The 13,101-nt window shown below is 46.3% G+C and carries 9 protein-coding genes; 6 read left to right on the top strand and 3 right to left on the bottom strand.

The features are described 5' to 3' along the window. Position 1 precedes the first annotated feature (1 nt). Positions 2–1,723, bottom strand: a complete 1,722-nt coding sequence (gene polX, locus AABW11_RS11675) for a DNA polymerase/3'-5' exonuclease PolX (protein ID WP_340105280.1) — start codon at positions 1,721–1,723, stop codon at positions 2–4. Positions 1,724–1,902: 179 nt separating this feature from the next. Between polX and AABW11_RS11670 the strand changes: the two genes are divergently transcribed. Beyond that, on the top strand, positions 1,903–2,325 hold the full coding sequence (locus tag AABW11_RS11670) for a DUF2267 domain-containing protein (RefSeq protein ID WP_340105278.1): 423 nt from the start codon (positions 1,903–1,905) through the stop codon (positions 2,323–2,325). A 48-nt stretch (positions 2,326–2,373) separates the two neighbouring features. Continuing rightward, positions 2,374–3,159, top strand: coding sequence for an Fpg/Nei family DNA glycosylase (locus AABW11_RS11665; RefSeq protein WP_340105277.1), 786 nt, complete (start codon positions 2,374–2,376; stop codon positions 3,157–3,159). A gap of 246 nt (positions 3,160–3,405) precedes the next feature. Here AABW11_RS11665 and AABW11_RS11660 read toward each other — a convergent pair whose 3' ends face one another. Then, positions 3,406–3,540: a hypothetical protein gene (locus tag AABW11_RS11660; RefSeq protein ID WP_340105276.1), complete on the bottom strand. Its 135-nt coding sequence runs from the start codon at positions 3,538–3,540 to the stop codon at positions 3,406–3,408. A 71-nt stretch (positions 3,541–3,611) separates the two neighbouring features. Then, entirely contained in the window at positions 3,612–5,318 is a 1,707-nt protein-coding gene (gene recN / locus AABW11_RS11655) for a DNA repair protein RecN (RefSeq protein WP_340105275.1), read from the bottom strand. Positions 5,319–6,711: 1,393 nt separating this feature from the next. Between recN and AABW11_RS11650 the strand changes: the two genes are divergently transcribed. The 4 genes from AABW11_RS11650 to meaB all read left to right on the top strand — a co-directional run bounded on the left by AABW11_RS11650 (position 6,712) and on the right by meaB (position 13,101). Further along, complete coding sequence (locus tag AABW11_RS11650) at positions 6,712–8,682, top strand: methylmalonyl-CoA mutase family protein (protein WP_340105274.1); 1,971 nt, start codon at positions 6,712–6,714, stop codon at positions 8,680–8,682. A 402-nt stretch (positions 8,683–9,084) separates the two neighbouring features. Beyond that, complete coding sequence (locus tag AABW11_RS20125) at positions 9,085–9,354, top strand: endonuclease domain-containing protein (protein ID WP_445263768.1); 270 nt, start codon at positions 9,085–9,087, stop codon at positions 9,352–9,354. Between the two features lie 252 nt (positions 9,355–9,606). Next, entirely contained in the window at positions 9,607–11,757 is a 2,151-nt protein-coding gene (gene scpA / locus AABW11_RS11645; protein ID WP_340105273.1) for a methylmalonyl-CoA mutase, read from the top strand. A 273-nt stretch (positions 11,758–12,030) separates the two neighbouring features. Then, the gene (gene meaB, locus AABW11_RS11640) at positions 12,031–13,101 is read left to right on the top strand and encodes a methylmalonyl Co-A mutase-associated GTPase MeaB (RefSeq protein ID WP_340105272.1); all 1,071 of its coding nucleotides are present in this window, start codon (positions 12,031–12,033) and stop codon (positions 13,099–13,101) included.

Below are 13,101 nucleotides of genomic sequence, written 5' to 3'. Positions count from 1 at the left end.
TTTATCGCTTTAAAATTTCTCTCAATTCGTCCAGTGATCGCGTGTTTATCACATCATCTTTTTCCAGCCAGGCACGGCGGGCTTGGTAAATCCCGTATTTTATTTTGTGCAGCTCCCCCGTACTATGCGCATCTGTGTTGATGACGATTTTTAAACCCATCTCTTTGGCTGTTTTGCAATGTTTGTCATTCAGGTCTAGCCGCCGCGGAGATGCATTTAATTCCATGTGTACCCCGTTTTCCAGGGCTTTGCTAAAAACAGCATCCAGATCCACATCCATCGGATCCCGGCTGTTTATCTCCCGAACGGTCGGGTGCCCCACGATATGAATGTTTGGGTTGTCAAGTGCTTTTAAATACCGGTCCGTTTGTTTATCGCGCGACAGATCAAACTTATAATGCACAGATCCGATGACGATGTCGAGTTCTGACAGCACATCATCTGACAGATCCAACGTTCCGTCTTCTAAAATATCAACCTCTATGCCTTTGAGTATCTCAATATTGTCGAACTTGTCATTGACGGCTTCAATCTCCTCCATATGCTCCCGAAGCTCATCTTCATTTAGCCCGTTAGCAACAGTAACTCTTTGGGAGTGATCTGTAATGGCGATGTATTCGTAGCCAAGTTTTACAGCAGACCGGGCCATCTCTTCAATACTGTTGCTTCCGTCAGTGGCATTAGTATGTGTATGAATATCGCCGCGAATATCTTCGATCTCAATAAGGTTTGGGAGTTCATCATTTCGGGCCGCATCAATTTCTCCCCGATTTTCACGAATTTCAGGCGGAATAAATGGGAGGTCTACAGCTTTATACACTTCTTCTTCGGCAGCTCCTGCAACGGACTCATCTTCACCTTCGGGAAACACACCGTACTCATTAATTTTCAGGTCATAATCCAAAGCGCGTTCACGCAATTCGATATTGTGAGATTTAGACCCTGTAAAGTAAACGAGCGCAGATCCATAACTTTCTTTTTCCAGTACCCTCAGGTCAACCTGAAGATCATTTTTCAGGCGAACAGACGACTTAGTATCTCCTTTTGCGATTACATCAGCAACGTCTTCAAATTTTGTGAAATGATCCATAACGGCCTCGGAGTCGGAGCAGGTTACCAAGATATCAAGATCGCCCACCGTCTCTTTTTTCCTTCTATAGCTTCCTGCAACTGTTATATCGTCGATGGCATCCAGCTCTCCTAAATATTCTACTAATGGTTCGGCATACTCTTCCGCCCTGTCAAGCCTGGTACGTGCTTCATTCAATTCGTGTTCTATATTCTTCTCAATCTTTTCTTCAGTTTTCTTACCAAAGCCTTCAAGTTCCCTGACCTCATCATTATCAAGTGCTTCTTTTAGATCTTCTGTAGAGTCGATTCCCAGCTCTTCATGAAGATCACTTACTTTTTCAGGGCCTAACCCTTCGATATTCAGCAATTCAGCCAGATCTTCAGGGGTTCTGTCTCTTATTTCCTGTAACTGCTCAAGAGAGCCAGTTTTGACGATTTCTTCTATTTTCTCAGCAATACTTTCACCAATATCCGACATTTCCGTCAGGTCTTCACCTTCATTGACAAGCTCGGTGATATCTTTGGACAGATTCTCAACACTTTGTGCAGCATTACGGTAGGCTCTTACCCGGAATTCATTGCGACCTTCTATTTCAAGCAGATCCGCAACCTCCCTGAGTATTTCAGACACATCGCTATTATGAATTGGCATATTATCTCTGGCTTGATTTATATTATATATAAGTAACAAAAGTAAGGTGCTATATCGTTTGATTTGGGTGGCCTGAACCGCGACATGATGATTTTGAATGATTCGTATTTTCAGGCTGTTTTGTAAATCAAGAGATAAGTTTCGAACCTGGAATAGAAAATTAAGCGAGGAGAATTAATATGGGAGCACTAAAAGAATTTGACCGAACAGTCAACACGTCAGAAAAATGGATAATAGAAGTTTCAGAGGAGTTGGGAACGGACGACTATTCAAAAGCACTCCAGGGATTTCGAGCAACAATACATGTACTTCGGGATCGCGTAAAAGTAAATGACGCAACCAACTTGGGTTCCCAACTCCCGGTGTTGCTTGCTGGTTATTACTACGAGGGATGGAACCCAGCTGAAGTGCCGGTGGCTCACCGAAACAAAAAAGATTTTCTGGACGCCGTTCAACTGAATATCCAAAATCTTTCCCATTCACTGGATGCCAATGAATGTGTTCCCGCCGTGTTAAGCGTTCTGAGTAAACGAATTTCCGACGGCCAAATGAATAAGATTAAATCTAATATGCCGGATGATCTACTGGAGCTTTGGCCTTGAAACATAGTCTCTAAGTCTCAGCAGAACCATCACCTTAAATTGTAAATCATGCCCGAACTACCGGATGTACAGGTTTATAAAGAGTATATCGATGCAACAAGTTTACATCAATCAATCGAAAGCATTGATGTTATGGATGCTCGGATCTTGAGAAATGTGTCGAAGGACCAACTTATACAAACGCTCTCCGGTCAGCCGTTGGATGAGACTCACCGACATGGCAAATACCTGTTTATTCATACAGGCTCCAAACAATTGCTAATGATGCATTTCGGCATGACCGGCAGCCTAAAGTATTACAAAGAAGACAGTGATGAGCCGGAATACACGCAAGTCCGCTTTGATTTTGATAATGGATACCATTTAGCATATGTCTGCAAGCGAATGCTTGGACAAGTACAGCTGGTTGAGGATATTAAGCAATTTTTAAGTGATCACGATATCGGACCAGATGCACTGCGTTTAAACAGAGATGAGTTCAGGAATATTCTCGGCACTAGCCGTGCAATGATTAAACCTACGTTTATGGACCAAAGCAAACTGGCTGGAATAGGCAATGAATATTCTGATGAAATCTTATTCCAGGCGGGCATTCATCCCCGAAAACAGGCCACTGATCTGAATAGTGATCAGCTTGATGATTTATTTGATCAGACGCACGATGTATGCACTACCGCAATTGAGAATCGAATTGAGTGGGACAAATTTCCGGATAGCTACCTCGTCCGCCATCGTGAAAAAGGTGCCAATTGTCCGATCTGCGGGGGTACTATCGATACGATGAAAATCAATAGCCGCACGTGTTATTACTGTCCGCAGCATCAGTCACAGTGAAGACCTGACAGCATTTCCGCGCTTTTGCGGACTTCTGTCAGCGTCGCAACTTAGCTCGTGGTCACCGCCGCCCCATGAAGGCTTGAAATTTTAAAAAACCCAAATCTATACCTATGCTGCTGCAAGAAAAATTCCCGAAAGTAGGTAAACGTTGCTTGTTTTCGATAATCGAATTCATGCAAGGCTACCTTCTCAACACTGACAGACCCGGTAGGTGCTCAGGTTGATGATTCAGACCTGACAGCATCACGCGCTTTTTGCGTGTTCTGTAAGCGTCGGGGCAAGGCTTCGCTTCTTTTCTTTTTGTGGTTCATCGTTCAACGCTGATTCAGACCTGACAGCATCACGCGCTTTTTGCGTGTTCTGTAAGCGTCCGGGCAAGGCTTCGCTTCTTTTCTTTTGCGGTTCATCGTTCAACGCTGACAGATCCGGTAGGTGCTGTCAGGTTGAATTCAATTCCTCATCCCGCCGCGTTCAATCAGCTCTTTGGCGCTGGTCAGGGCTGAGTCGGTGATTTCCTCGCCGCTCATCAGGCTGGCCACTTCATGGATATGCTCCTCATCAGACAGCGGGATTATTTTCGTGATCGTCCGCTCGCCTTCCTCTATTTTCTGTACACGGTAGTGCTTGTGCGCCTGACTGGCAATTTGAGGCTGATGGGTAATCGCCACAATCTGGCAGTGCTCTGACAGCTTTCGCATTTCGCGGCCAACTTTTTCAGAAATATTGCCGCTGATTCCGGTATCAATTTCATCAAATATCATCACCGGCAGATGATGCTCTTTTGCCAGGATCGATTTCAGCGAGAGCATCACCCGGCTAATTTCACCACCGGATGCAATCTTAGCCAGTGGTTTGGGTTCCTCACCTTTGTTCGTTGAGATATAAAATTTCACATCGTCACAGCCCTGCTCCGTGCATTCTACTAACCGGCCGTCTACTTCTATCCAGCCATTTTCGGAATCCAGCCACTGAACATCTACTTTAAACTGCCCGTTTTCAATACCCAGATTTTTCAGTGCATTTACTATATCAGACGAGAGATTCTCTCCCGTTTTAACTCGCTTTTTATGAAGTGCTACCGCTTTCTCTTTCAGATTGCTGGCCTGTTCACGTATCCGTTTCTCTATTTTTTCAATTTCCAGATCAAAATTTTCTGCAACGTTCAGCTCACGTTTAATCTCGTTGTAATAGCTAATCAGCTCCGGAATCGATCGCATGTATTTCTTTTGAAGCCGGTTCAGTTCCGACTGCCGCTGGCGGAGCGTTTCCAGCCGCTTTGGATTGAATTCAATTCCGTTGCGATATCTTTCTGCAAAGTTTATTGCTTCCTGTATACTGATGCGGGCTGTATTTACCTCCTGCAGGTACGTTTCGAACTCAGGCTCGATACGGGCCATATCCTCCAGGTGCAGTTTGATGGTATTCAGCATCTCCATCAGACTCACGTCATCACCGTTGCCAATCTCTGAAATGGCTGCTGCTTTTTGATCGAGATCTTCTGCGTTATCCAGCAGGTTCATTTCCGATTCCAGCTCCTCCTCTTCATAAGCATCAAGCTCCGCAGATTCCAGCTCCTGAACCTGGAACTGGTAAAGCTCCGTTTTCTCTTTAAGCTCCCGTTCACGGCGCTTCAGATCACGCAGTTCTTTTTGAAGTGTCTTCATTTTGCCGTACTCACTTCGATATGCTTTCAAGGCAGGCTGAACCGACTCGAACCGATCGATCACATCCATATGATGTTCATCTTTCAGCAACATCTGGTGATCGTGCTGTCCGTGAAGGTCAACAAGCTGATCGCCCACTTTCTTCAAAACCGCAATATTCACCGGTGTATCGTTGATAAATGCCCTGCTTCCTTTTTGACGGATTTCGCGGCGTAAAATCAGCTCCTCGCTGTACTCCACGGCGTTCTCTTCGAGCAGGTCAGCCAGGAAAGAATCCTGTCCGATCTCTATCGTCGCCTCGGAAATGGCTTTGTCCGCACCCTGCCGGATCACATCCGTATCGGCGCGTTCACCCAGGATCATATTTAGTGCACCAATAATAATCGATTTACCCGCGCCGGTCTGACCTGTCAGAATATTCAGGCCGTCTTCGAACTGAACGTCAAGTTCATCAATGAGCGCAAAATCTTTGATATAGAGAGATTTAATCATGGTGGCTACGATTTTGTTCAAAAAGCAAATCACCCAAAAATAACGGTTCTCGCGATCACATCAGAAAAGAAAATAAAATTGACTGGGATTTATCGCTCTGCATGCAACTTAATCTTACAGCGGCGTGAGACTGTAGTAGTCACATTTAGGATACTGAAACGCCGCCCTCCCCAATCAAAAACACCCTGTCATGTTGAGCAACTAATCTTGCCCAAAAGACGGGCAACACCATTTGAAAAGTGACAGGATTAATTCTCCCAAGAGGGGAGCAGTCCGCCAGCTGGCGGAGGGAGGGGTGTCCAGTGAGTTAGTCGAGGTTTTAAAATCTGTCACTGGTAGCGAAGGTTTGTGGTTTTCAAACCGTAGTCGAAACATCTCCTCGTACTTAGATCCATCCTGAACAACACCTCACCAAAACTCCCGACAATCAAAAGAAAATCTCTCCCCTTCTCTCCATCACTCTTTCACTCGATCTCTCCCTCTCCCCGTCACTCCAATCTCACAAATCAACACAAGACTCTGCCAGGAGCTCTCTGCGTTCGCGCTCTGGCAGGTCTTGTTCACTTCCCTGCCTTCTCTACCATGCGCCTTGAACCCTGAACCCTGTCACATGATCAAAACCGAAACAAACGATCCCTCACACGTACTTTTGATGTTTTACCCGTTATAAATAATGTGATCGGGATCCGATATGGATCATCCCATTCACGGCTCATCGTTATGAGCTCGAACAGGTGTCTGAAGTACAAAATTTGTTCCTGGATATCACTACGCATAGCTGTTGAAATAGAGTGAATCGTTGGTGCTGTATTTGGGAATAATCCTTGAAATTCGCGATATGTCTCAGTGACTGAATCAGTCCTTGAACATAGCACGAAACTTGTCTTACCCTTTTTCTGCCTTGAGTTTATGGAACACCTGCTGTTTCTTACTTACAAGAGATATTTTCCCGCCGCCTGTTACATTTAATATCCGGATTCTAATTTTTTGACTTTATCCGGCTCTTCCGGTTTAAAATCGTTACCTCAAAATATTTTAATGGATAGAAGTCACCTATTTGGTTTCGGAAATGAGCTACTGAGGCTTTTTCTATAGATCAACAATGAATGCAGACATAAGACCGGTATAACTATTGCCGGGTTTTCAAGCCAGCTGAGAAAACTTCAAAAAAATTCTGATTCCGATATTTTTCATTTACTGAGACAATATACAGTTGCGGAAGTTATCGTTAGTCTTTCTCAAAAATACTGACCCATACCGCTATAGATGCAAATAGCGATTCTGATAAATCTCAAAGCGAACTCTGAACCGATTATTTGTATTTTATCAGGTAGATACAATTATTCTGTGTCCGTTTATCTCATTGGAGCTCATAACAAAATGCCGAATATCGATGTCAGATCCCGAAACAAGCACGTCCGACCTTTTTAGCGAATTTGAACCTACCTCAACTGAAGATTGGGAAAACGTCCTTACCCGTGATTTGAAGGGGGCTGATTACAAGAAAAAATTAAAATGGGATTCAATTGAAGGCATCGAGGTTCTGCCTTTTTATCGCAAGGAAGATCTTGAAAATCTGCCGCACCTCGCTGACGGTGTAGAAATTGAGACGCCGGCCGAGTGGGAGTTTTGTGAGGTCATTGACCGTGCTGCTCCTTCAGAGGCCAATAAAGAGGCAAAACGAGCGGTCGAAAGCGGGGCAGATTCACTCTGGCTCACCATTCAAATTGATCCGGATGAAGGCATACTTGGAGGTGATATCTCCGGTACACACGTTCAGAACCTGGATGATCTGAAGACACTTTTAGACGGAATAGACCTTGAAAAAACAGGCGTCGTTTTTAATTCCGGCGCAGGATCGGTTGGATTGATTGGATTATTAAAGGCTTTTTTGCAGGACTCAGATGCGATACCCCCATCCTTCCTCTTTGATCCGTTTACTTATATGGCAGGACATGGGCGGCTTCCGCTTCCTGAAGATAAGATGAATTCAATTATCGGTCAGATGGTCGATGAATCAGGGTTTCGGACTCTTGCAGCTGATGGTGCGTTTTATCACAATTGCGGGGCTACAATTATCCAGGAGCTGGGCATTGCACTTTCCATTGGCAGCGAATTTCTTGCAAGAGTTCCTGACAATAAAAGAGAGCAGGCTGCAAAACAGTTTTGGATGCACCTCTCGGCAGGATCACTTTATTTTCCTGAAATCGCAAAATTCCGTGCGGCTCGTCTGCTGTGGATGCGTGTTCTCGATGCTTACGATATCGATTCCAATATTCCGCTAACCATTCATGCATCTACATCAACATGGAATAAAGCGATTGCAGATCCGCACAATAATATGCTGCGGGCAACAACAGAAGCAACATCGGCGGCTGTTGGCGGAGCAAATCGGATCACGGTTCATCCATATAATGTTCACTTTGAAGAAACCGATGAATTTTCACGCCGGATAGCCCGTAATGTCAGCCATATTCTGAATGAAGAAGCACATGTATCGGCGGTAGAAAATCCGGGCGACGGTTCGTACTATGTTGAAGTGCTAACTGATGAGATTGCAAAAAAAGCGTGGGAGGTTTTCAAGCTTATTGAAAAGCAGGGCGGGTTCCAAAAAGCGCTGGAAGGAAAAATTATCCAGGGCGAGGTTGGCCGGTCAAGAAAAATGAAAGAACAGGCACTGGCTACCCGCGAGCTTGTGATGACCGGCGTTAATCATTATCCCGATGCCGGGCAGGACCTTCCGCTTGATCTCTATCAAAGCACGCCGGTTGACTCCCTTCATCAGTCAGATGCAGAGCCGGAAATTGATTCAGATCAAATAATTGAGTCGCTGAGCAACGCATTTTCAGAACAGGCAACCATTGGTGATGTTGTAAATTCATTCCTGACACCTCAGAAGCAGCTCTATCCTGCCCTGAAAACCTATCGCGCCGCCAAGCCGTTTGAAGAAATGCGCCTCCGTACTCAGCAGATTGCAGAATCGAGAGGGCAAAAAATTAAAGCTCAGCTTATTCCTGTCGGCAACAAAAAAATGCGAAAAGCCCGCGCCACCTTTTCACAAAACTACCTCGAATGTGCCGGATTCTACGTGGACTCTCATCCCGGGTTTGATTCCATAAAAGACGCCGTCAATGAAACAGGATTTGACAACGCAGACATCTATGTGCTGTGCGGTTCCGATGATGAATATCCCGATCTGATACCTGAATTCTGCTCTGAATTTGGGGATGATTCAATTCTCGTCCTTGCCGGATATCCGAAGGACAACATCGATGAGTTTAAAAAGGCCGGTATTGATTTCTTTATCTATTCGGGAAGTAATATGCTCGATACCTTGGGAGAGATTCAGGAGAAGGTGGTGTAAGTCTCCCATTGAGGGTAGATGAGTAAGAGCCGCTCGGTCGCGACTTACTCTGAGGGGTGTCCGAACAACGCCTACTGTTCTGTAACACACTCCCTGACCAAAGCATAGCTCCCCAACACCCCTTGCATCCTGTTCTGTACGAACAGCATCAAGCGACACACGTGAGGGGTGTCTGATAGTCTAGTCTCAATAAATGAATTTCTCCACTGCCCTATCCAATTTCCAATGCTTTCGCCTGTCTCTCATTGGTTGACAATGAAATCTTCGTTTACGATTATTCTGTAAAGTCACCATTCAGAGAGAACAATGAATACATTCTATCCTTATAATCCGAGACTTAAGAAGTTGGCAAGAGAGCTTCGCAAAAATATGACGTTTGGAGAAGTGCTCTTGTGGTAAAAAATAAGAGGTCGCCAGCTGGGGTATCAGCCTCACCGACAGATTCCCATCAATGAATATATCGTTGACTTCTACTGCCATGAATTATTTCTGGCTATAAAAATTGACGGAGGGTCTCACGATCATCCTGAGATCGCTGTCAGTGACCTGAAACGTCAAAATGAATTAGAAGCTCTTGGTATACGATTTCTGCGATTTGAAGAAAAAGAAGTCAGGAAAAGTCTTGATGGAGTGGTTGAGGCCATAGAAAACTGGATCGACTTAAATCGATGATGTGAGCGGCCAGCGCTCATCTTTTCCACACGAAGCGAAGCGCAGTGAAACATCTGAGGGGTGCCCAAAAGCAACGCCCCGTACCGTTTACGCAATTCATTATCATCGCAAGGCTACCGAACACCCCTCCCGTCTGGCGACGGCACTCCCCTCCAGGGGAGATGAATTATTTACGCTCATAGATGAGGCATTTTTTCGTTAATTTTAAACTTAGTAGCGCTTCTTATGATTACTGATCAAACATACTGCACCATGAATCGACCCGATTTCTCGAAAATAGATTATGCATCAAAAATGTCACCAGTGGAGCAACCCTCGCATTCTAATGGTGATCAAAATTGGCAAACACCGGAAAAGATTCCGGTAAAACCGCATTTTAATAAAGAAGATGTTGAAGACCTGCACCACCTCGATTTTGCTGCCGGCATCCCGCCCTATCTCCGCGGGCCATATGCATCGATGTATGCGGTGCGGCCGTGGACCATTCGTCAGTATGCCGGATTTTCAACAGCGGAAGAGTCAAACGCGTTTTACCGGCGGAACCTGGCGGCCGGGCAAAAAGGACTTTCCGTTGCATTCGATCTCGCCACCCATCGTGGGTATGATTCCGATCACCCGCGCGTGACCGGGGAGGTGGGAAAAGCCGGTGTGGCGATCGATTCCATTCTTGATATGAAGGTGCTGTTCGACCAGATCCCGCTCGAGGAAATGTCCGTCTCCATGACCATGAACGGGGCAGTCATTCCGGTGATGGCATTCTACATCGTTGCAGCCGAGGAGCAGGGTGTTCCGCCGGAGAAGCTGACCGGCACCATTCAAAATGATATCCTTAAAGAGTTCATGGTGCGAAATACGTACATCTATCCACCGAAGCCTTCGATGCGGATTATCGGAGATATTTTTGAATACACATCTGAAAAGATGCCGAAATTCAACTCCATCAGCGTGAGCGGTTACCACATGCATGAAGCGGGCGCAACGGCCGATATCGAATTGGCCTACACCCTGGCCGATGCCGTAGAATACGTGCGAACCGGCATCAAAAAAGGGCTGGATGTGGATGCTTTTGCCCCGCGAATTTCTTTCTTCTGGGGTATCGGGATGAACCATTTCATGGAAATTGCCAAGATGCGTGCCGGGCGAATGCTCTGGGCCAAGCTGATGAAACAGTTCAACCCGAAGAATCCGAAATCATTATCACTCAGAACCCACAGCCAGACATCCGGCTACAGCCTTACCGAGCAGGATCCCTTTAACAATGTAGCGCGGACCACGATCGAGGCGCTTGCAGCCACGCTCGGGCACACGCAGTCGTTACACACGAACGCGCTTGATGAAGCCATCGCCCTGCCGACGGACTTTTCTGCCCGTATCGCCCGAAATACTCAAATTTACCTGCAGGAAGAAACGGGCATCACGAAAGCGGTCGATCCCTGGGCCGGTTCATATTATGTGGAATATCTTACTGACCAGATTGCCAGAAAAGCGTGGGAGCGGATTGAAGAGGTTGAGGAGCTTGGCGGAATGGCAAAAGCAATAGAAAGCGGCGTACCCAAGATGCGGATAGAAGAAGCAGCAGCAAGAAAACAGGCCCGCATCGACAATAAGAAAGAAGTGATCGTTGGCGTGAACAAATACCGGCTTGACAAAGAAGCACCCATCGATATACTTGAAGTTGACAACGAAAAAGTCCGCCAGTCTCAGCTCGAACGGCTTGAAAAACTTAAGTCCGAACGGGACGATGCTGAAGTTAAAAAGTCCCTTAAGGCAATTACTGAAGCAGCTGAATCCGGCGAAGGTAACCTGCTTGAATTAGCTGTAGATGCCGCCCGAAAGCGTGCCACGCTGGGGGAAATTTCCGATGCGATGGAAGAGGTCTTTGGACGATACCAGGCAACTATAAAATCAATATCCGGCGTGTATTCATCAGAAATCGACAATGACGACTCTTTCAAAAAGGCACAGGAAATGGCGGATGAATTTGCCGAGCAGGAAGGACGCCGGCCGCGAATTATGGTGGCCAAAATGGGGCAGGACGGCCACGACCGCGGCGCCAAGGTAATCTCAACCAGCTTTGCCGATCTCGGTTTTGATGTAGATATCGGCCCGCTGTTTCAGACGCCGGAAGAAGCGGCCAAACAGGCAGTAGAAAACGATGTTCATATCCTGGGCGTCTCCAGCCTTGCCGCAGGGCACAAATCACTGGTTCCACAGGTTCTCGATGAGCTCGAAAAACTGGGCCGTGAAGATATCATGGTCATCGTCGGCGGAGTGATCCCCAACCAGGATTACCAGTTTCTTTATGATAAAGGGGTAGCGGCGGTCTTTGGGCCGGGAACGGTAATCTCCGATGCGGCACAGAAGATTCTTGGGATCTTGATGGAGGGGAACCGCGAAGGGTAACACACCCCTCGATTGCTTCGACGCGCTTCGCGCACTCAGCATCACCTTTCCCCTCTCAAGAGGGGAATACTACTTATGATTTTAACATGTATTTTTCTGATACCAGCGATAGAATCCCCTCTCGAGAGGGGACAGACTGATCTCATTTAGAGATCAGTCAGGGGTGTGTTTGACAGGCCCAGGGATTTTTAAAATTCTCAATCACAACTACAGCACCGTTCAAACAAAACCCCTCGCAATTTTTTTAACAATTGATACCTTTGTAGTTTTACCATGACAAAACCCAACGACAAATCACTTTCAATTAACAAAGGATCTGACCAGGCGGAATCGGTGAACCCAAATTTTCAGATCAGGAAATCTGGCCAATTGACGCGAAAAGATTATGTCGAAGGAATCAAGGCCGGAAATCGTACAATCCTATCCAAAGCGATTACGCTTATTGAGAGCTCGAAACCATCAAACCAAACATTGGGACAAGAGATACTGGAAGAGCTGATGCCGCTGACCGGCAACTCCCTTAGAATTGGCATCACAGGCGTGCCGGGTGTGGGAAAAAGTACGTTTATTGAGGCACTTGGAAACCGGCTCCTGGACGATGGCGAAAAGCTGGCGGTTCTGGCGATCGACCCTACAAGCACACGGACAAAAGGGAGCATTCTGGGCGACAAAACCCGCATGTCTACTTTATCTACAAACGATAACGCTTACATCAGGCCGTCTCCTACATCAGGCACCCTGGGGGGAGTAGCACGCACTTCACGTGAGACGATGCTTTTATGTGAAGCAGCAGGATTTACCACTATTTTCATCGAAACGGTAGGTGTGGGACAATCCGAAACCACTGTTCACAATATGGTGGATATGTTCCTGCTGCTGATGCTTGCAGGCGCCGGTGATGAGCTGCAGGGCATCAAACGCGGCATTATGGAGATGGCCGATCTGATTGCCATCAACAAAGCGGAAAAAGATAATTTGGCTGCCGCAAAACGAGCGAAACGAGAGTACGAGAATGCTCTGTCGCTGTACCCTCCGGCTCCGTCGAAGTGGAAAACGCCGGTGGTTACCTGTTCCGCGCTAAAGGAACATGGTATTAGCGACGTGCAGGAACAGATTACCGGGTACATAAATCACATCAAAGAGAACAGCTATTTCACGAAACGCCGGAGAGAACAATCTGCCTGGTGGATGCATGAAACCATCAGGGATAAACTGACAGATCAGTTTTATAATGATCCATCTATTAAGGAAAGACTTTCAGATATTGAGGAGAGAGTAAATTCCGGGGAGATCAGTTCGTTTGCGGCAGCGGAGGAGTTGATTGAGTTATACAAAGAGCTTTAA

Source organism: Rhodohalobacter sp. 8-1 (genome assembly GCF_038150125.1).
Lineage (GTDB): Bacteria > Bacteroidota > Rhodothermia > Balneolales > Balneolaceae > SW132.
Note: the sequence above shows the minus strand (reverse complement) of the source record. Positions and strands in the feature narration are given on the sequence as shown.

Excerpts from the sequence above, each read along its gene's own strand:
- polX (WP_340105280.1), bottom strand. The coding sequence starts at position 1,723 with ATGCCAATTCATAATAGCGATGTGTCTGAAATACTCAGGGAGGTTGCG.
- AABW11_RS11670 (WP_340105278.1), top strand. The coding sequence starts at position 1,903 with ATGGGAGCACTAAAAGAATTTGACCGAACAGTCAACACGTCAGAAAAA.
- AABW11_RS11665 (WP_340105277.1), top strand. The coding sequence starts at position 2,374 with ATGCCCGAACTACCGGATGTACAGGTTTATAAAGAGTATATCGATGCA.
- recN (WP_340105275.1), bottom strand. The coding sequence starts at position 5,318 with ATGATTAAATCTCTCTATATCAAAGATTTTGCGCTCATTGATGAACTT.
- AABW11_RS11650 (WP_340105274.1), top strand. The coding sequence starts at position 6,712 with ATGTCAGATCCCGAAACAAGCACGTCCGACCTTTTTAGCGAATTTGAA.
- scpA (WP_340105273.1), top strand. The coding sequence starts at position 9,607 with ATGAATCGACCCGATTTCTCGAAAATAGATTATGCATCAAAAATGTCA.
- meaB (WP_340105272.1), top strand. The coding sequence starts at position 12,031 with ATGACAAAACCCAACGACAAATCACTTTCAATTAACAAAGGATCTGAC.